Origin of the sequence: Ruegeria discodermiae, from assembly GCF_030758345.1 — a bacterium.
Taxonomy (GTDB): Bacteria; Pseudomonadota; Alphaproteobacteria; order Rhodobacterales; family Rhodobacteraceae; genus Ruegeria_C.
Window position 1 is genome coordinate 237,346 of sequence record NZ_JAVAMO010000003.1, and the last position, 18,267, is coordinate 255,612.

The 18,267-nt window shown below is 62.0% G+C and carries 22 protein-coding genes and 1 pseudogene; 12 read left to right on the top strand and 11 right to left on the bottom strand.

Annotated features, from left to right (window positions below; genetic code table 11):
• Positions 1–615: an SOS response-associated peptidase gene (locus Q5Y75_RS10300; RefSeq protein ID WP_306196955.1), complete on the bottom strand. Its 615-nt coding sequence runs from the start codon at positions 613–615 to the stop codon at positions 1–3.
• Between the two features lie 34 nt (positions 616–649).
• Positions 650–1,327: an arylesterase gene (locus Q5Y75_RS10305; protein WP_371933249.1), complete on the bottom strand. Its 678-nt coding sequence runs from the start codon at positions 1,325–1,327 to the stop codon at positions 650–652.
• Between the two features lie 11 nt (positions 1,328–1,338).
• Between Q5Y75_RS10305 and Q5Y75_RS10310 the strand changes: the two genes are divergently transcribed.
• Together Q5Y75_RS10310 and Q5Y75_RS10315 are read left to right on the top strand one after the other, a co-directional pair.
• Complete coding sequence (locus Q5Y75_RS10310; protein WP_306196957.1) at positions 1,339–2,034, top strand: ABC transporter ATP-binding protein; 696 nt, start codon at positions 1,339–1,341, stop codon at positions 2,032–2,034.
• Positions 2,031–4,556 carry an ABC transporter permease gene (locus Q5Y75_RS10315; protein WP_306196958.1) on the top strand — a complete coding sequence of 842 codons (2,526 nt, stop codon included), beginning with the start codon at positions 2,031–2,033 and terminating at the stop codon, positions 4,554–4,556. Before Q5Y75_RS10310 ends, Q5Y75_RS10315 begins: the two co-directional genes overlap by 4 nt.
• 4 nt (positions 4,557–4,560) lie before the next feature.
• Here the strand turns inward: Q5Y75_RS10315 and Q5Y75_RS10320 are convergent.
• Positions 4,561–5,004, bottom strand: a pseudogene (locus tag Q5Y75_RS10320) (RrF2 family transcriptional regulator); the annotation flags it as partial.
• Positions 5,005–5,101: 97 nt separating this feature from the next.
• Here Q5Y75_RS10320 and Q5Y75_RS10325 point away from each other — a divergent pair.
• The 3 genes from Q5Y75_RS10325 (at position 5,102) to Q5Y75_RS10335 (ending at position 7,608) form a co-directional block, all read left to right on the top strand.
• The gene (locus Q5Y75_RS10325; RefSeq protein WP_306196960.1) at positions 5,102–5,671 is read left to right on the top strand and encodes a gamma-glutamylcyclotransferase family protein; all 570 of its coding nucleotides are present in this window, start codon (positions 5,102–5,104) and stop codon (positions 5,669–5,671) included.
• Between the two features lie 155 nt (positions 5,672–5,826).
• Positions 5,827–6,783 carry an ABC transporter substrate-binding protein gene (locus Q5Y75_RS10330; RefSeq protein ID WP_306196962.1) on the top strand — a complete coding sequence of 319 codons (957 nt, stop codon included), beginning with the start codon at positions 5,827–5,829 and terminating at the stop codon, positions 6,781–6,783.
• A gap of 51 nt (positions 6,784–6,834) precedes the next feature.
• Positions 6,835–7,608 carry a class I SAM-dependent methyltransferase gene (locus Q5Y75_RS10335; protein ID WP_306196963.1) on the top strand — a complete coding sequence of 258 codons (774 nt, stop codon included), beginning with the start codon at positions 6,835–6,837 and terminating at the stop codon, positions 7,606–7,608.
• A gap of 2 nt (positions 7,609–7,610) precedes the next feature.
• On the opposite strand, the gene gltX is transcribed toward Q5Y75_RS10335, so the two are convergent.
• The 3 genes from gltX to Q5Y75_RS10350 all read right to left on the bottom strand — a co-directional run bounded on the left by gltX (position 7,611) and on the right by Q5Y75_RS10350 (position 10,571).
• Positions 7,611–8,936 carry a glutamate--tRNA ligase gene (gene gltX, locus Q5Y75_RS10340; RefSeq protein WP_306196965.1) on the bottom strand — a complete coding sequence of 442 codons (1,326 nt, stop codon included), beginning with the start codon at positions 8,934–8,936 and terminating at the stop codon, positions 7,611–7,613.
• A gap of 66 nt (positions 8,937–9,002) precedes the next feature.
• A complete protein-coding gene (locus Q5Y75_RS10345) occupies positions 9,003–9,959 on the bottom strand; it encodes a bile acid:sodium symporter family protein (protein WP_306196967.1) in 957 nt (318 codons plus the stop codon).
• Positions 9,960–10,142: 183 nt separating this feature from the next.
• The gene (locus Q5Y75_RS10350) at positions 10,143–10,571 is read right to left on the bottom strand and encodes a DUF1801 domain-containing protein (RefSeq protein WP_306196969.1); all 429 of its coding nucleotides are present in this window, start codon (positions 10,569–10,571) and stop codon (positions 10,143–10,145) included.
• Positions 10,572–10,684: 113 nt separating this feature from the next.
• On the opposite strand from Q5Y75_RS10350, the gene Q5Y75_RS10355 reads away from it, so the two are divergent.
• On the top strand, positions 10,685–11,614 hold the full coding sequence (locus tag Q5Y75_RS10355; RefSeq protein ID WP_306196971.1) for an MBL fold metallo-hydrolase: 930 nt from the start codon (positions 10,685–10,687) through the stop codon (positions 11,612–11,614).
• A 55-nt stretch (positions 11,615–11,669) separates the two neighbouring features.
• Here the strand turns inward: Q5Y75_RS10355 and Q5Y75_RS10360 are convergent, their stop codons facing one another.
• Entirely contained in the window at positions 11,670–12,032 is a 363-nt protein-coding gene (locus Q5Y75_RS10360; protein WP_306196973.1) for an antibiotic biosynthesis monooxygenase, read from the bottom strand.
• A 557-nt stretch (positions 12,033–12,589) separates the two neighbouring features.
• Here Q5Y75_RS10360 and Q5Y75_RS10365 point away from each other — a divergent pair.
• Entirely contained in the window at positions 12,590–12,796 is a 207-nt protein-coding gene (locus tag Q5Y75_RS10365; RefSeq protein ID WP_306196975.1) for a cold-shock protein, read from the top strand.
• A gap of 41 nt (positions 12,797–12,837) precedes the next feature.
• Here Q5Y75_RS10365 and Q5Y75_RS10370 read toward each other — a convergent pair whose 3' ends face one another.
• The gene (locus Q5Y75_RS10370) at positions 12,838–13,128 is read right to left on the bottom strand and encodes a hypothetical protein (RefSeq protein WP_306196976.1); all 291 of its coding nucleotides are present in this window, start codon (positions 13,126–13,128) and stop codon (positions 12,838–12,840) included.
• 246 nt (positions 13,129–13,374) lie between these two features.
• Here Q5Y75_RS10370 and Q5Y75_RS10375 point away from each other — a divergent pair, with 246 nt between their 5' ends.
• Together Q5Y75_RS10375 and Q5Y75_RS10380 are read left to right on the top strand one after the other, a co-directional pair.
• Positions 13,375–13,581 carry a cold-shock protein gene (locus Q5Y75_RS10375; protein ID WP_306196977.1) on the top strand — a complete coding sequence of 69 codons (207 nt, stop codon included), beginning with the start codon at positions 13,375–13,377 and terminating at the stop codon, positions 13,579–13,581.
• Between the two features lie 130 nt (positions 13,582–13,711).
• The gene (locus tag Q5Y75_RS10380; RefSeq protein WP_306196979.1) at positions 13,712–14,086 is read left to right on the top strand and encodes an eCIS core domain-containing protein; all 375 of its coding nucleotides are present in this window, start codon (positions 13,712–13,714) and stop codon (positions 14,084–14,086) included.
• Between the two features lie 3 nt (positions 14,087–14,089).
• Here the strand turns inward: Q5Y75_RS10380 and Q5Y75_RS10385 are convergent, their stop codons facing one another.
• On the bottom strand, positions 14,090–14,470 hold the full coding sequence (locus tag Q5Y75_RS10385) for an acyl-CoA thioesterase (protein WP_306196980.1): 381 nt from the start codon (positions 14,468–14,470) through the stop codon (positions 14,090–14,092).
• A 779-nt stretch (positions 14,471–15,249) separates the two neighbouring features.
• Here Q5Y75_RS10385 and Q5Y75_RS10390 point away from each other — a divergent pair.
• Both Q5Y75_RS10390 and Q5Y75_RS10395 read left to right on the top strand, forming a co-directional pair.
• Positions 15,250–15,591 carry a hypothetical protein gene (locus Q5Y75_RS10390; RefSeq protein ID WP_306196982.1) on the top strand — a complete coding sequence of 114 codons (342 nt, stop codon included), beginning with the start codon at positions 15,250–15,252 and terminating at the stop codon, positions 15,589–15,591.
• A 15-nt stretch (positions 15,592–15,606) separates the two neighbouring features.
• A complete protein-coding gene (locus tag Q5Y75_RS10395) occupies positions 15,607–15,957 on the top strand; it encodes a hypothetical protein (RefSeq protein WP_306196984.1) in 351 nt (116 codons plus the stop codon).
• 274 nt (positions 15,958–16,231) lie between these two features.
• On the opposite strand, the gene Q5Y75_RS10400 is transcribed toward Q5Y75_RS10395, so the two are convergent.
• Complete coding sequence (locus Q5Y75_RS10400; protein WP_306196985.1) at positions 16,232–17,062, bottom strand: phytanoyl-CoA dioxygenase family protein; 831 nt, start codon at positions 17,060–17,062, stop codon at positions 16,232–16,234.
• Between the two features lie 63 nt (positions 17,063–17,125).
• Entirely contained in the window at positions 17,126–17,548 is a 423-nt protein-coding gene (irrA, locus tag Q5Y75_RS10405; protein WP_306196987.1) for an iron response transcriptional regulator IrrA, read from the bottom strand.
• A 188-nt stretch (positions 17,549–17,736) separates the two neighbouring features.
• On the opposite strand from irrA, the gene fabA reads away from it, so the two are divergent.
• A complete protein-coding gene (gene fabA, locus Q5Y75_RS10410) occupies positions 17,737–18,246 on the top strand; it encodes a bifunctional 3-hydroxydecanoyl-ACP dehydratase/trans-2-decenoyl-ACP isomerase (protein WP_306196989.1) in 510 nt (169 codons plus the stop codon).
• Positions 18,247–18,267 lie beyond the last annotated feature (21 nt).

Below are 18,267 nucleotides of genomic sequence, written 5' to 3' on the forward strand. Positions count from 1 at the left end.
TTACGCTCCCGACCAGTCGACATCCTCCGCTGGCTCGATCTGCAACACGCCGTCCGGCAAAGGCCGCATCAGGTCCCGCGCCGCCTCTTCGGACGCTCCCAGCCAAAGCCCTACATCCTTCTGCGCCAGGATCACCCCCATGCGATGGTGAATATCCCGCACATCCGCATTGGGCTCACAGGTCACTGCCGCCACCTGATGCAACACCCGCCCGCCGGGCGCGGTCCAGACATCGGCAATCCCGGCAAAGAGCAGCAGCCCGCCATCGCGCGCCGAGAGCCGCCAGGCGGTCTTGCGCCGGGTCTTGCCGGTCCATTCGTACCAGCCATCCACCGGGATCACGACGCGGCGCACCCCCTCGAAGGCGGATTTGTCAAACACAGTTTCCGAACGCGCGTTGATAATCGTCTCCATCACCGGGCGACCGCGCGCATTGACCCGCCCCACCGGGATGATCCCCCAGCGCATCCGCTGCAGCCCGTCCAGGGTCAGCACCCAGACCTCCTGCCCCGGCTGGATATTGCGGCGCGCACCGTCTGCCGCGCTCGGGTCGGGCACGCCAAACGCCTGCGCTACCCGCGCGACGGGGGTGGTCAAAAAGAAACGTCCGGGCATGCAGGGCTCCGGTGCCGGGGCGAGTTGCCGTGGGTCAGTTGCCCTGATCTTCGGCCAGTTCCGCCAATTCCGCAACCTGCGGGCCAAGGGCCGCCACAATCCGCGCCACACCTTCGGCATTGGGGTGAATACCGTCGGGTTGCATAAAGGCGCGCGCCTGCGCCGGGGTGTCTGCATCCAGCCCGGCAAAGAAATCCTCGGCATAAAGCGCGCCAAATTGCGCCGAAAGATCAGGATAGATCGCATCAAAGGCCTGTTTGTAATCCGGCCCGTAATTGCTTGGTGCGTCCATGCCGATCAGCAAAACGGGGACCTCTGCCGCGCGCGCGGCCTCAAGAATCACCGTCAGGTTCTTGCGCGCTTCTGCCGGGTCCAACCCGCGCAGCAGGTCATTGCCGCCCAGCGTCACGATCATCGCATCCACCTCGGGCGTCAGTGCCCAATCAATGCGCGCAGCGCCCCCGGCGGTGGTGTCACCGGACACACCTGCATTGATCACCTCGACCTCGACGCCCTGCCCGGATAGCCAGTTTTGCAGTTGCGGAACAAAACCCTGCTCGGGCACCAGCCCATAACCCTGGGTCAGGCTGTCGCCCAGCGCCACGATCTGCACCGGCTCTGCCGTGGCCATAAAGCCGCAGAGGCAAAAGAGACTGCTCATCAGAACCTTGCGCATCGTGCCAACCACTCCATATCCCATTGAAACCGCCATAGGACCCTTCCATGACCGACCCCGTACTCCACCTAGAAAATGCGTGTTTGTCGCTGGATGGCAATGCGGGGCTGGTAGAAATTCTGCGCGGTATCGATTTGCAAGTGCCGCGCGGCGAAACCCTGAGCCTTGTGGGGCCGTCGGGATCGGGCAAATCCTCGTTGCTGATGCTGCTGGGCGGGCTGGAACGCGCGACCTCTGGAACGGTCACCGCGCTGGGTCAGGATCTGAGCGCGCTGGACGAAGATGCGCTGGCCCGCTTCCGGCGCGACCGGATGGGCGTGGTGTTTCAGAGCTTTCATCTGATCCCGACCATGACCGCGCTGGAAAACGTGGCGACCCCGCTGGAACTGGCAGGCGAGCGCGATGCCCTGCACCGCGCCAAGGCCGAGCTGGAGGCGGTCGGGTTGTCGCACCGGCTGGATCACTATCCGGCGCAGCTTTCAGGCGGCGAGCAGCAGCGCGTGGCGCTAGCCCGCGCCTCTGCCCCGCGCCCGGCGATCCTGCTGGCCGATGAGCCGACCGGCAATCTGGATGAGGCCAATGGCGGCGCGATCATGGACCTGCTCTTTGATCTGCGCGACCGACATGGCGCGACGCTGGTGCTGGTGACCCACAGCCATTCGCTGGCCGACCGCTGCGACCGGGTGGTCCGGCTGCGCGATGGTCGCATCGTTGCCGACGCTGCCCGCGAGGCGGCGGAATGAGCCTGACAACAGCCGCCCGGATCGCGAGGCGCGAGCTGCGCGGCGGGGTCCGGGGCTTCCGTATCTTTCTGGCCTGTCTTGCGCTTGGGGTGGCCGCAATCGCTGCGGTCGGCTCGATCCGCTCGGGCATTGACGCCGGACTGTCGCGCGAAGGCGCCGCGCTGCTTGGTGGCGATGCCGAGATGGAATTCACCTATCGCTTCGCCTCGCAGGAGGAGCGCGCGTGGATGGAGGACAGGGCCAACACCGTCTCCGAGGTGGTCGATTTCCGCTCGATGGCGGTGGCTGGGGGCGACACGCCCACCCGCGCGCTGACGCAGGTCAAGGCGGTGGATGACGCCTATCCGCTGATCGGCACGGTGCGGCTGGACCCCGACCTGCCGCTCGACACCGCGCTGGCGGGCGAAAACGGCACGCCCGGCGCGGTGATGGAGCGGGTGCTGATCGACCGGCTGGGGCTTGCGGTGGGCGAGCGGTTCCGGCTGGGCACGCAGGAGTTCATTCTGAGCGCCGCCATCGAACATGAACCCGATGGCGCAGCCGACGGGTTCCGGCTGGGCCCGCGCACCTTGCTGCGCACGGCAAGCCTGGCGGAGTCGGGCCTGCTGGAACCGGGGACGCTCTATTCGACCAAATACCGTCTGGACCTGCCCGAAGCGACCGATCTGGCGGCCACGGCCCAACAAGCGCGCGCGGCGTTCGAGAATTCGGGCCTGCGCTGGACCGATGCCCGCAATGGCGCGCCGGGGATTTCCGAATTTGTCGACCGGTTGAGCGCATTCCTGATCCTTGTCGGCCTGTCGGGGCTGGCGGTGGGCGGCATCGGGGTATCCGCCGCCGTACGCGCCTATCTGGGCGACAAGACCGCCACCATCGCCACGCTGCGCACGCTGGGCGCAGACCGCGTCACGGTGTTTCAGGTCTATTTCATCCAGATCGGCGTACTGTCGCTGCTGGGCATCACAATCGGGCTAATCATCGGGGCGGGCGCGCCGCTGGCCTTTGGCTCGCTGATCGCATCGCGCCTGCCGATCCCGGCGGAGTTCACGATCTACCCCGCCCCGCTGGTCGAAGCCGCGCTCTACGGGATGCTGACCGCGCTGATCTTCACGCTCTGGCCGTTGGCCCGGACCGAACAGATCCGGCCTGCAACCCTGTTTCGTGATGCCATGACCGGGCTGCACGGCGTGCCACGCGCGCGCTACATCCTTGCGACGCTGATCGGGCTCGCCGCGCTGGTCTGGCTGGCGGCATGGTTCAGCGGCTCGGCCTGGTTGACACTCTGGACGGCTGGCGGGCTTGCCGGTGCGCTGCTGGCGCTGTCGCTTGCCGCGCTTGGCGTGCGCCGCGCGGCCCGCGCCGCCAAGCCGCGCGCGCAGGGTCGCCCGGCGCTGCGATGGGCGCTGGCGGCGATCTCGGGCTCTGGCGAGGGCGCGGGCGCGGTGGTGCTCTCACTGGGGCTTGGCCTGTCGGTGCTGGCCGCCGTGGGCCAGATCGACGGCAATCTGCGCCGGGCCATCTCGGGCAACCTGCCCGATATCGCGCCGAGCTATTTCTTCGTCGATATCCAGAAAGACCAGATGGCGGGGTTCAACGCGCGGCTGGACAGTGACCCCGCCGTCAGCCGGGTGGAAAGCGCACCGATGCTGCGCGGTATCATCACCCAGATCAACGGCAAACCCGCCCGCGAGGTGGCGGGCGATCACTGGGTGGTGCAGGGTGACCGGGGCGTGACCTATTCCGCCGAGCTGCCCGAAAACATACGATTGACCGCGGGCGAGTGGTGGCCCGCCGATTATACCGGGCCGCCGCTGATCAGCTTTGCCGCCGAAGAGGCCGCCGAGATGGGCCTGAACCTGGGGGACACGCTGACGATCAACATCCTTGGCCGCGATATCACCGCCGAGATCACCTCGTTCCGCGAGGTCGATTTCTCGACCGCCGGGATGGGGTTTGTCCTGTCGATGAACCCCGCCGCCCTGTCCGCCGCGCCTCATAGCGTGATCGCAACCGTCTATGCCGAACCCCAGGCCGAGGCCGCGATCCTGCGCGATCTGGCCGGGCAATATCCCAACATCACTGCGATCCGGGTGCGTGACGCGATCAACCGCGTGGCCGAGGTGCTGTCAGGGCTGGCGGCGGCCACCTCGCTCGGGGCCTCGGCGGCGCTGGCCACCGGGTTTCTGGTGCTGATCGGCGCAGCCGCAGCGGCGGTTTCGGCGCGCACCTATGAGGCCGCCTTGCTCAAGACGCTGGGGGCAACGCGACGACGCATCCTGCTCAGCTTTGCGCTGCGCTCGGCGCTCTTGGGGGCCGCGGCCGGGATTGTGGCGCTTGCAGCGGGCATCACCGGCGGCTGGGCCGTCAGCCACTATGTGCTGGATACCGGATTCGTGGTGATCTGGCCCTCGGCGCTGGCCATTGTCACAGGCGGCATTCTTGCAACGCTTCTGGCCGGGCTCTGCTTTGCATGGGGTCCCTTGTCGGCCCGCCCCGCCCGGGTTCTGCGGGCGCGCGAGTAGTGTTGCGGCTGCAAGGAACCGGTTGCAGCAGGCGCAAGAGGTCGGTGTTATCACAGACCAGCGCATCCAGCGTGATCTCATCCAGCGAGGCATAGAAGACCTCGGCGGCGTTTTGTAGTGCGACACGCAGGCGGCAGGCCTGGGTCAGCGGGCAGGAATTGTCGGCATCGGCAAAGCACTCGGCAATCGGCAGATCGCCCTCGATCTGACGGAACACCTGACCGATGCGCAGCTGGTCCGGCGCAACCGCCAGCGCCAGGCCACCGTTGCGGCCGCGTACCGTGCGCAGGATGTCAAGCTGGCCGAGTTGATTGATCACATGCGCCAGATGGTTTTCCGAGATGTTGCAGGTTGCAGCCACTTCGGATTTGGTAACCAGCCGGTCGCGATGCGCCGCACAATACATCAGCAATCGAATGGCGATATTCGTCCGTTTGGTGATGCGCATCGGAAATCCTCGCGAGAAAGTGATGCACCTGTATTGCACAAGCGGCAAAATACCGGTTTGACATACATCAATCGCCAACTTGCGCATGGTACAATCGATGGCAGACCCTTATTTCTTTGGCTATGGTAGCCTGGTGAACACCGCCACCCATGACTTTCCCGACCCCCAGCGCGCCACGCTGCGCGGCTGGCGGCGGGCCTGGCGGCATACCGATCTGCGCCCGGTGGCCTTTCTGACCGCGATCCCCGACCCGCAGGCCGAGATCGATGGCATGATCGCCCATGTGCCGGGTGATGACTGGCAGGCGCTGGATGAACGCGAATGGGCCTATGACCGGATCGCCGCAACCGAGGCGATCTCGCATCCGCTGAGCAAACCGGTCGAGATCGCGGTCTATGCGGTGCCCGAACATCAGCACGCGCCTGCAACGGCAGCCCATCCTATTGTGCTGAGCTACCTCGACGTGGTGTTTCAAGGTTATTTGCGGGTCTATGGGCCAGAGGGTGTCGACCGCTTTATCGCCACCACCGATGGCTGGACCGGGCCGGTGCTGAACGACCGCGCGGCCCCGCGCTATGCCCGCCATCAGGCGCTGAGCGCCGAGGAGATCCGCTTTGTCGATGACCGGTTGGCGCGGATCGGGGTGGATCTGGTCGAAACGCTCTGAGGCGGCAAGCGCGCTACCCCTGCCAGACAGCCATCGATACACGCCGTGGCAATCCAACCGCGAATTAAGTATCATCGGGATATAAGCGATTGATGTGATGGATGCGAATCCGGCTCCTTTCGTTGATCGACAACCCTTTCACAGAGGAGTTCGAGATGTTTCCCAACAAACTGATGACACTTTGCTGCGCGGCTGCGCTGATATCCCATGCGCCCGCCGTGATGGCAGCGGATGTGGTGATCGGCGTGCCGAACTGGCCTTCTGTTCAGGCAACGGCGCATATCCTGAAAGTCGCAGTCGAGGACAGGCTCGACCTGGAGGTGGCGCTTCAGGACGGGTCCAACACCGCCGTATTCGAGGGGATGGATGCCGGGACGATCCATGTCCATCCCGAAGCGTGGATGCCCAATCTCGACCACCTCAAACGGCAATATGTCGACGGCAAGAAGTCGATCAAATTAAAGCCCCACGCCGCCGAAGGGACGCAGGCGATGTGCGTCTCCAAAGGCACTGCAGACAGAACCGGGATCACCGATATCAAGCAGTTGCGCAACCCGGATATGGCCAAGCTTTTTGACACTGACGGCAATGGCAAAGGCGAGGTCTGGATCGGTGCGGAAGGTTGGGGATCAACCCCGATCGAACAGATCCGCGCCCGGTCTTATGGGTACGACAAGACCATGGACCTGAAGGTGATGGAGGAAGCCGCAGCGCTCGCCGATGTCGAGGCCGCGATCGAGGCGGACAGGGATATCGTCTTCTTCTGCTACACCCCGCATCACATGTTTGTAAGTCACGATCTGGTGGTTCTGGACGAACCCGCCTATGACGCGAGCAAATGGGTGATTGTACCACCCTCGCCCACGCCGGGCTGGCTGGAAAAATCGACAGCGGGCGTCGCCTGGGACACCGCCTCGCTCAATATCGGCTATGCGGCGTCTCTTGAGGCCGACCAGCCCGAAGTGGCGGCGATGTTAAGCAATGTTTCACTGGACACCGACACGCTATCGGCAATGACCTATGCGCTGGCGGTGGAAAACCAGGACCCGGCAGAGTTCGCCAAGGCCTGGGTGGAAGCGAATGCAGAGACGGTGGATAGCTGGTTCAACTAGGGTGCCTGCCCAGTCGAGCAGCGCTTGCGAAACCCGCCGGGGAGGTACGATATGAAAGACGCCCCGGCGGGATCGTCGCGCGATACGCGCAAACTTGCGAAGCTCTATTCCGAGGTCAGCCATTGGCAGCGAGACCGGGGCACCTGCTTGATCGAGACCGCCGCACCAAAGGACGGCGAACATGTGCTCGACCTGGGATGCGGTACCGGAGAGCTGACCGCTGAATTGGCCCGAAGGATCGGAGCCAGCGGTCAGTTAACCGCCATCGATCCCGACCCGCAGCGCCTTGCGCAGGCCCGCGCGCAATTTGGCGCAAGCTTCCCGACGATACGTTTCGTTCAGACAAAAGCCGAAGATCTGTCGATGGTGTCCGATGGCAGCATTGACCTCATCTATTCGAACTATACGCTGCATTGGGTGCTGGACCAAAACCGCCTGTTCAGCGAAATCGAGCGGGTTCTGCGCCCGGGCGGGCGCATGGTCACCGAGTTCCTCGGCGCACCGATCGAAACCCTGATCGAGTTGTTGCTCATGATGCCGGAAGGCGCCAAAGCGCTCGGGGAAAACGTCTATCTGGACGAGGTCGGCTGGCGCGCTTTGATCGCTCCTCACGCGCTTGCGATCGAGAAGCTGGACTGGCCCGAGACGCCACTACGCTACGAGAATCTCCAAGCTCTTTTCGACTGGCTGGAGGCGACCTCGCATGGCGCGTTTGATCACCGAAAGCTGTCGGCGCAGGACCGGGCGATGCTCACTCGCCGGTTCCCCGCCGAGATTGAGCTAGCCTGTTTGGGCCTGCGGATGGTTCTGCGCAAGACCGGCTAGGACTACGCCCGCGCGCGGATCACTTGCAGAAGCGGCAGCAGCGTGGCCATCTCCGGCCCGCGCTCCATCCCCGTGAGCGCCTTGCGCAGCGGCATGAACAGCCCCTTACCCTTGCGGCCCGTCGCCTCTCTCACGGCGGAGGTCCATTCCCCCCAGCTATCGGGGCCGAGCGGTCCCTCGGGCAGCAATGTCATGGCCTGCGCGATGAAATGGGTATCTTCGTCCGCGATCAGCGGTTCGGCCCCGTCGCGGCACAGCGCCCACCAGCTTGCCAGATCGTTCAACGTGGTGATGTTCTCGCGTGCCATCAGCCAGAACGGCTCGGCAATATCCAGCGGCACGCCCAGCCCCGCAACGGCATCGGCCACCGCCGAGAGCGGCAGCGACTGCAGATACCGACCGGTCAGAGGATAGAGGTCCTGCACGTCAAACTTGGTGGGGGCCGCGCCAAAGCGGGTGATGTCGAAGCCTTCGACCAACTCACTCATGTCACTGCGCAACTCGACCGGGTCCGAAGACCCCAGCCGCGCCATCAGACTGAGCAGCGCCATCGGCTGCACGCCCGCCTCGCGCAGATCGCGCAGCGCCAAGGTGCCCAGACGCTTGGACAAGGCCTCGCCCTGCGGGCCGGTCAGCAACGAGTGGTGGGCAAAGCGCGGACAAGTACCGCCCAGTGCCTCGATGATCTGGATTTGGGTTGCTGTGTTGGTCACGTGGTCCGAGCCGCGCACCACATCGGTGACGCCCATCTCGGTATCGTCCACCACCGAGGCAATCGTATAGAGCACCTGCCCATCGCCCCGGATCAGCACCGGGTCGGACACGGATGCGGCATCGATCGAGGTTTCGCCCAGAATGCCGTCGCTCCAGTTGATCCGTTCCTGATCCAGCTTGAAGCGCCAGACCCCATTGCCACGTTCGGCGCGCAGCGCCTCTTTCTCATCGTCGCTCAGGCTGAGGGCGGCGCGGTCATAGACCGGCGGCTTGCCCATGTTAAGTTGCTTCTTGCGCTTGAGGTCCAGCTCGGTCGGCGTCTCGAACGCCTCATAGAACCGCCCCATCCCGCGCAACTTGTCCGCAGCCTCGGCATAGCGGTCCAGCCGCTCAGACTGCCGCTCGATCCGGTCCCAGTGCAGGCCCAGCCACTCCATATCCTGTTTGATGGCGTCGACATATTCTTCCTTCGACCGCTCCGGGTCGGTGTCGTCGATGCGCAAGATGAACGTGCCGCTGGCCTTGCGGGCGATCAGATAGTTCATCAGCGCGGTACGCAGGTTGCCCACATGGATATAGCCGGTGGGCGAGGGGGCGAAACGGGTGGTGGTCATGGGTGTCTCCTGTTGGCGCGTCTGTTGTCACAGCCACACCGCTTTGTCCAGCAACGGACCCGTCCACTAGTCGGTTATGCCGCGCTTTGCATCGCGCCACGCCCAGAGCGAGGCCAGAGCGGGACCCGAGATATTATGCCAGACGCCGAAGATGGCGGCGGCAACCGCAGCGGCTGGTGCAAAATGCAAGGTCGCCAGCGCAACCGCCAGCGACGAGTTCTGCATCCCAATCTCAAAGCAATAAGATTTGCGCTGGCGCGATGGCAGGCCGACCAGCCGGGCAACCCCGTAGCCTCCGAGATAGCCCAGCACATTATGGGCGATGACGACAAAGACGATCACGTTGCTGACGGATGCGATGACCTCTTTGTTTGCGCCTACAGTGGCACCGGTCAGGCTCATGATGGAAAAAGTGCTCATCACCGGCAGCAGCACCTTCATCAGATCGGCCAGATTGGGTCCAAAGATCATCCGGGCGATGAGTCCGAGACTGATTGGTACGATGATGATCATCACGATGGAGCGGAACAGATCGAACGGTGCCACGTCGATATCCGAACCAGTCAGCAGGATGACTAGCAGCGGCGTCATGATCGGCGATAGCAGAGTCGAAACCGAGGTGATCGAGACCGACAGGGCCACGTCGCCCCGTGCCATCAGGGTGATCACATTCGAGGCGATCCCGCCCGGGCACGCCCCGACTAGGATCACGCCAAACGCAACCACGTCAGGCAGATCAACCAGTTCGACCAGAAAGAAGGCCAGAAGCGGCATCATGATGAATTGCGATGCGACGGCGGCGAGGACATAAAGCGGGTGTTTTCCCACCTCCTTGAACTCATCCACCGTCAGCGTTGCGCCGGCCCCGAACATCAGGATGCCCAGCAGCAGCGGGATCTTGTCGCTTGCCCAGGCAAAAGCCTGCGGGCTGTTCCAACTCCAAAGGGCGGAAATGATCACAAAGACAACAAAGAACTGGCTGATGAACGCGCTGATGCGTTCAATCGGGGCTGGTATCTGCACGGCTCGACCTCTCTGCGCTATCCTCGGTACCCGCGATGACGTCCGTTGTGACCAGAGCGCTACGGATGCCCAAGTAGTAAGCGACAGAGGTCGCACAATCCAACATTGTGCGCCAACGCCGTGATCAACCTGTGACTATCGGGCATCCATGGCAAACAGGACGCGCATGCCGCGGCCCGCGCCTCAGCTCGGCGCGACCGGCCAGTGACGCTCCAGATCGCGCAGCCCGGCCCGGATAAGTTCGCCCAGAACGTCCAGATCGATATCCGCCAGCTTGTTCACATAAAGGCAGGACCGGCCCGTCTTGTGTTTGCCCAATCGTGACAGGATTGGCCCGAAATCCGCGTAGCCTGGCATGATATAGATCGAATGGGCCGCCTTGCGCGGTGAAAACCCGGTGGCGAGAAAGTCGCCCTCGCGCCCCGAAGCATAGCGATAGTGATAGCGGCCATAGCCCACAATAGTCGGCCCCCACATCACCGGTTCGAACCCGGTCACCTGGCGAAACAGCTTGTCCAGCACCCGCGCGTCCGCAGCTTTGGAGGCGGGCTCCACCGCGTCCAGAAACACGTTCACATCAGCGCCGGTCGGGAGGGTTTTGTTCTGCGTCATAGATTAAGTTTTTATCATTCTGTGCCGCGATCACATAGATGCGATAAAACAGGGCTGGGAAGTCCGGATTCGCGACCTATCTGGCGAAGAAAGCCACCAACAGGAGGAAGACCATGACGCTCAAACTCACCCGCCGCGCGGCCATTGCATCCGCCGCCGCCCTGCCCGCCGCAGCAATCGCCACCCCATCACTGGCTGCAAGCCATGGCGGCAAGGCCGCTACACCGGTGGCGCGCACCTTCAAGCTGGGCGACATGACGGTCACCACATTGCTGGATGGGAGCGTCATGCGGGATGACGCCCAAGAGATCTTCGGCGGCGGCGCGTCGGACGAAGACTTCAAAAGGGTCTCCGAAGAAAACTTCATCCCCGCCGACAGCGCGCAGTTCTTCTTTACGCCCACGCTGGTGGATGCGGGCGGCGAACTCGTTCTGTTTGACACCGGGCTCGGCCAGGGCGGAATCGTCACCGCGCTGGACGCGGTGGGCGTCAGCCCGGATGCGATCGACGTGGTGGTGCTGACCCATATGCATCCCGACCATATCGGCGGTATGATGACCGAGGGCGCACCGACCTTTGCCAATGCCCGCTATGTGACCGCATCAAACGAGTATGATTTCTGGGCCAAGGCTGATGAGGGCAACCGCGTGGGCGACATGGTCAAGGCCAATGTCACGCCGATGGCCGAGAAGATGAGCTTTATCGAAGATGGCGGCAGTGTCGCCTCGGGCATCACCGCCAAAGCGGCCTTTGGCCATACGCCGGGCCATATGGTCTATCTGCTGGATAGCGGCGGGCAGCAACTGGTGCTGACCGCCGATCTGGCCAACCACTATGTCTGGTCCTTCGCCCATCCCGAATGGGAGGTCACCTTCGACATGGACAAGGCCGCCGCCACCCAGTCCCGCCGCGATGTGCTGGGCATGCTGGCCGCCGACCGGGTGCCGATGATCGGCTATCACATGCCCTTCCCCGCCGCCGGTTTTGTCGAACAACGCGGCGATGGTTTCCGCTTTGTGCCGGTCAGCTATCAGATGCTCTGACACAGTTTCGGTCGCGGCCCTGCACTCAGGGCCGCGACATCCCCAATAAGCGATTCTAGCGCCTGAACCCGTATTCCGTGACGAAGTACCGGGGCGACATGGTGCCGAATAGATCGCGTAGCTTGTCGAGCTCATCCGCAGGCCCATGCAGCTCAACACCGGTGATCGTGACCAGCGCCCGGGTGCTCTCGAAAATATGGCTACCCACCTGCATATGCTGCAGAACCGCCTCGGCACTTTCATAATCCTCACGCGAGACCGCCATGCCATCAGCGCCGAAGCCATAGGCCGTGGCCAGATGGCCCGGTTCTTTGTCGCGTAACGCCACCATGGCGGCACAGTTTTCGCGGAAGGCGGCGGCGTTTTCGGTAGGGATCGAGAAAGTGCCAATCACAGTGACGACATGCGGTGCGGACATCTGGAAATCCTCAATTCGGGGTCAGGAAATACAGGCAGTCTAGCGCGCCCGTGGCGCTCAGGCCACCAAAGGCCAACCCGGAGCACCGCGCGCCCTGCTCACCGCCCCTTAACCGACTACGGGCAAAACTCCCCTCCGTCGCGACATCGGTCCGGGTCTGACACCCCGGCCCAACAGGAAACGGGCCCCTTCTGGCACAAGGGGCGCATATGACAGCTTCATGGCGCGGGGAATCACCCCGTCCCACCTTCCGCATTGGCGGCGCCGCCACTTTCCTTGGCCCAACCGGAAAGACAGAGAAACACACAGACAAATCGGCGGGGCAAATGCCCGCGCCGCGCCTCGGTTTGCCCAAATGACGGGGGAAACCGCCGCTTTGTCGTGGGTTGCGCAAAATCTCTTGCAATCCAACCGGTTCGCGCCCATGTAAAACGCGCTACGTTATTCTTTTTCGACCCACTGTCTCCTTCACACGGCATTCAGTCTATCGATCCAGACCGACTACGCCGGGTTGCCGCACTGACGCGGGCAACAGATCAAAACAGGAGACCACGGATATGGCCAATGGCACCGTGAAATGGTTCAACACCACCAAAGGCTTCGGCTTCATCGCACCGGAAACCGGTGGCAAGGACGTTTTCGTCCACATCAGCGCTGTCGAGCGCGCAGGCCTGACCGGCCTTGCCGACAACCAGAAAGTGACGTTTGACGTCGAAGCAGGCCGTGACGGCCGCGAAAGCGCGACAAACATCCAACTCGCCTGAATCGGCAGAGTAAGAGCTCGGGATGGGTGGTCACACCCATCCTACACTTCGGCGACGACCTCTCCCTTCATTTCTCCGGTCATGCGTGAAAAATCCTCGGACTGCACTTTGCTGCGCACGGCGGCAATGGCGGTTTCGGCGGCATCGCGGGTGGCGGCATCGGGCCATTCGCTGATCGCAGCGCTTGTGCGCTCGCTGGTGCGCACCACGGTCACACGGGTCGCACCCAATTCCCGCAGCGCGGGCAGGCGTTTTTCCGTAATACTCTGGATGGTCAGGTCATAATCGACCCCATCGGCATTTTCCCAGGTGGTGATTGTCACATAAGTCATATCGCCCTCCCCTTGGCTGTTTTGATCGCCCTATCCTAGCAGATTTTCGCTATTTTGTCCGCCGCGCGCGGGGTCCCGCGCAATGGCGAGGCTTGCCCGATGGCCTGTCGGATGGCATATCAGGGGCGCTACGTTATTGATATCGACCACTGTCTCCGACCACCGGCGCTCAGTCTATCGATCCAGACAACGACGCCGGGCTGCCGCACCCAAGCGGGCAGCAACTATGACAAGGGAGAGAGCGGCATGCCCAAAGGCACCGTGAAATGGTTCAACACCACCAAAGGCTACGGCTTTATCGCGCCCGATGATGGCGGCAAGGACGTCTTTGTCCATATCAGCGCAGTCGAGCGCGCCGGGCTGACCGGTCTGGCCGACAACCAGAAGGTCAATTACGAGCTGCGCGCCGGTCGCGACGGTCGCGAAAGCGCAGACGAAATCACACTGGCCTGAGCCCGTGACGACCGGGCAGCCCCCCTGCCCGGTCCTCCCAAACGCCGCGAGGCTGTGAAAACATTCACAGACCGCAGGCGTGCTGACGGTTTAGCTCAATCCCGATGACCTGAAACCGGAGACCCGCCAGATGGCCCTCAAACCAGAAGACGTCAAAAAGATCGCCGAGCCGCTCAAGGGCAAAAAGGCGCGACTGAAGAAATGTGATGCGCTTCCCAAGGGCACCAAAGAGCTGAAGCTGCCTGCCGGCGTCAAGAAAGGCATCGAGCAGGAATTCAACAAGGCAAAGCTGAACAAGGTGCGCCTGCATGTGGGTGGCGATTGCAAAGAGGTCTGCAAGAAGGTCAAGGCCAAGGCCTTTACCAACGGGTTCAACATCTATCTGGCCAAACCCGGCGACGCCAAGAACGAAAAGCTTCTGGCCCATGAGCTGGTCCATGTGATCCAGCAGGGCAATGGCAAATGGCCCAAACCGAAACCCGGCAAGGTTCTGATTTCGAAATAGGGATCAGCCCTCGACGGGGCGGGGCCGCCCTTCGTCATCGATCGCCACGAATGTGAATACCGCCTCGGTCACTTTCTGCCGCGAGCCGATGCGATCCCGCAGCACCCAGGCCTCAAGCCCGATTGCCATCGAGGTCCGCCCGACCCGCTGGATCTGGCTGTAGACGCACAGGACATCGCCCACCTGCACCGGGCGGATGAACTTCATCGCATCAATCGCAACCGTCGCTACACGGCCCTGGGCGCGAGCCCCGGCCGTAATTCCCGCCGCCATGTCCATCTGGCTCAGCACCCAGCCGCCAAAGATGTCGCCATTGCTGTTCACGTCGCGAGGCATCGCCATGGTACGCAGGGTCAGCTCGCCCGTGGGGGTTTCTTCATCCATGCTCGCTACTCCGGGCTGTGTCTGGCTGGTCTGGATGCCACTGCGATAACAGGTTCCATCCCCGGGGTCGACCGGATCGCAACCCCATCAGCGTTCAAAGCGTATGGAACGCCTCGGAGCTTTGACTCTTCCGGAGGACAGAACTGGTAGAAAAACATGCGCCGCCTCACGCATTTCTGCCCCAGACAGATCCTGTTCTTCTTTCTGTTCAAAGGTCGTCCGTGCGAGACTTTGCTGACTTCTGAGCCACGGTTTCGAATGTAGGCTTCCACGGTTCTCCGAGCGGGCGGCGAAGCGCAACTCGTTCAAAAGCAGCAACCGGTGTTTATCGAAACAAGTCCGTTGAAGGACCCGATGTTTGCAGCCCAAGCTCAGTCCATCTCCGGGACAGGCAAAGCCCCTACCGTCCGCCACGGAAGTGACCTGTGATCAGCCCTTTTGCAAGCTTAAGCGAAGTTAATGCAGCCGAAGTTTAAAGATAAGCAATCGATCCCATCTTGTTGACAGGAGGAAAAGGTGTTCGACCGTCCGGTGCAGCATGTTTTTTACATCTGGCCTGTCGCCAGATGTTGCGTGCGGTGGGGTGGTTGGAAATCCGTACCAACGATCGCGGCGCTCTCGCGGCTGGCTGGCCCGGACCTTTTGTGATGAAACGCGCGTTCTAGCGGAATAGGCGGGCCGATACAGCGAACACGCCGGGCGAGCACGCTTGGCTTGGTTCGATCGCTTAGCAAACCGGGCCTTGTTGTACAGCGACGCGCGAGAATTGGGAGGAAGTCATGAAGACCAAGCGTTACAATTCAGCCGAAGCTCAAAAAGCGGCTTTTCTTGAGAAGATCTGGAATGATGAGAGCTTTGCTCAATCGCTGAAGGCAGATCCGAAGGCAGTGCTGGCCGAGTTCGGAGATGGTATCCTCGGGGATGTCGATATCCGTGTCGTGCGCGACACTGAAAAGGTGAAATACCTGCACATCCCTGCCCCGCCAGCGCGTAAAGAAGTGTCAGATGCCGAGTTGATGAATGTGCAAGGCGGAACAACTCCGGGCTGCGCAATTACCGTCGCCTTTACGCTCACCGCATCCATATCGGCATCGATCGTTGCTTCGCTCAACGAAACCTAAGCGAAGGTGGAAGACATGAAGTACCAAGAGAACCATTTCAGAGATGATCAAAATATCTTGGATTCCATCTTGAAGAAAATACGGGACGACAAAGGCTTTGGGCGCCAGCTAAAGACACACCCAAAAGCGGCCTTGCGCGAGTTTTTCGAAATCCCCGAGCATGTAGAATTGAAAGTCGTATTTGACACTGCGGACACAAAATACATCCACGTCCCGTTTCTACCGGTCGGTTTGGAAATCTCCGACCGCGAGCTCCTTGCAGCACACGGCGGTACGACACCTTTTTGCGTTCTGACCGCAGTGTCAGGCGCGCTCGGCTCAGCTATGATAACCCACGTAACATACAACCATCGCGCCAGCGCCTGAGACTCTTGCGGTCTCCACGCGGCTGCTCAACACTGAAAACCAACCGGGAGACCCCAGATCAAGCCAGCTCTAATGCCAGGGACAGGTAAGTAGGACGCAGGCCCAGGACCCATGGGTTTCCATCGGATGGCATGGGTCGCGATTGACATGAGCCGACCTTCGTTGTCGGCGCAGCAGGCTCATAACTGCCTTTTGGCCGCGCACCGCGTCGGTCGGCTAACGAGATCTGATGTTTGATGGCGGAAATTGGAGCGTTCGGCCCTGGTCGGTAGGGTCAATCGTTGGCGCTGCGGTCAAACGCGTCTGACGCCCTGCAAAAGAGGACAGGGAACCAATCCTCACGCAACCGCTCGCCCGCCTGCATCCCGTGGCCAGGGAAAGGTGGCGAGGTGGGGCCCGGACGTTCGACATAGCGCGCATCATCGCCCACCAGCCGCAGCGAGAAGGCGCGCCGTCGCGCGTCACTGGTATTTCCCCGCGCGCCATGCAGGGTGCGGAAGTTGAAGGCGACGGCATCGCCCGGCTCCATCGCAAATTCGGCGATGGGCATCGCCTCGGCATCGGGGTCAGGCACCGGCAGATATTGACCTTCGTCGGGGAAATACCCCTCCTGCGCCACCCAGCGGGTCGGCAGCACCTCTTTTTCCCAGCGATGCGAGCCGATCACGCAGCGCAGCGTCGCCTCGTCCACCGGATCAAGCGGCGCCCAGAAGCTGACCGTCTGCTGGCCTTGCACAAAGTAGTAAGGCCCATCCTGATGCCAGGGCGTCGCCATCGAGGTGCCGGGTTCCTTGACCAGCACATGATCATGAAACATCTGCACCCGGTTCGAGCCCATCAGATCGGCGGCCACCTCGGCCATTGGCGAGGCCTCGATCACCTGCCGGAACGGCGCGATCCGGGTCCAGTTGCAGTAATCATCAAAGAACCGCCCGGTCTCGCCCGCTTTTTTGTTTTCCGAGGCATACGGCCCCGGCGCCTCCATATTGGACGCAATGCCTGCGCGCAGCAGATCCACATAGCCGTCAAAAAGCCCCCGGATCACCACCACGCCATCGCGCTGATAGGTCTCGATATCGGATTGGGTCAGAAGCGCATGAGTCATGGATCACCTGTTGGAGGTCAGGCCAATACCCTGCCGTCCTCAGCGCAAGACCTCAATAGAGGATCAGGAGGATTTGCGGCGCAGCCGGATCACCACATCAACCGAGGCGATCTCGGCCCCGACCGGCGCGTCGGGCAGGCGCTGGATCACCAGCTCCTCAGAAGGGGCGTCGGACAGGCGGCTTTCATCTTCCCAGAAGAAATGCGGGTGATCATGGGTGTTGGTGTCGAAATAGCTTTTCGACCCGTCTACGGTAATTTCCTGCAGCACCCCCGCCTCGCAGAACGCGCGCAGCGTGTTGTAGACCGTCGCCAGCGATACCGATGAGCCGGTATCCTTGCAGGATTCGAATAGGCTCTCGGCGGTGACGTGGCGGTGATTTCCGTCGCCCACCAGCAATTCTGCAAGCGCAACGCGCTGCCGCGTGGGTCGCAACCCGGCATCAACGAGCCAGTTGGTGGCTATTTCTTGGCTATCTGGCTTCATCATCGCTTACCTGAACACAGTCGCTATATTATATAGGGCTCTGCAGGGTAAAGTTTCAAATGAAATTCATTCGCAATGCCTTGCGGCCCGGATTTGTGTCGTTGCGCTGCTCTTGCAGGAGGACGCGCGCCGGTGTTAGACGGGGGCCTTATAGAACGCATGCGACCAATTGCAGGAGACGCCGAGGCATGGCCCAATACCCGAGCAGCTTTGACAAGGAAGAACTGCTGAAATGCGCCCGTGGCGAGCTGTTCGGCCCCGGCAATGCGCAATTGCCTGAACCTCCGATGCTGATGATGGACCGGATCACTGAGGTTTCGGCCGATGGTGGTGAGTTTGGCAAGGGCCATGTGGTGGCCGAGTTCGATATCAAACCTGACCTGTGGTTCTTTACCTGCCATTTCCCCGGTAATCCGATCATGCCCGGCTGTCTGGGCCTGGATGGTCTGTGGCAGCTGACCGGCTTCAACTTGGGCTGGCGCGGGATGCTTGGGCGCGGCATGGCGATGGGTGTGGGCGAGGTCAAGCTCAAGGGTATGGTCAAGCCTGACCGCAAGATGTTGACCTATTATGTCGATTTCACCCGGATCATCGACCGCAAGCTCAAGCTGGGCGTGGCCAATGGCCGCGTGATGGCGGACGGGGAAGAGATTTACCTTGTGAAAGACATGAAAGTGGGCCTGGCCACCGACAGCTAACCCACGCCAGATTTCAAGGAG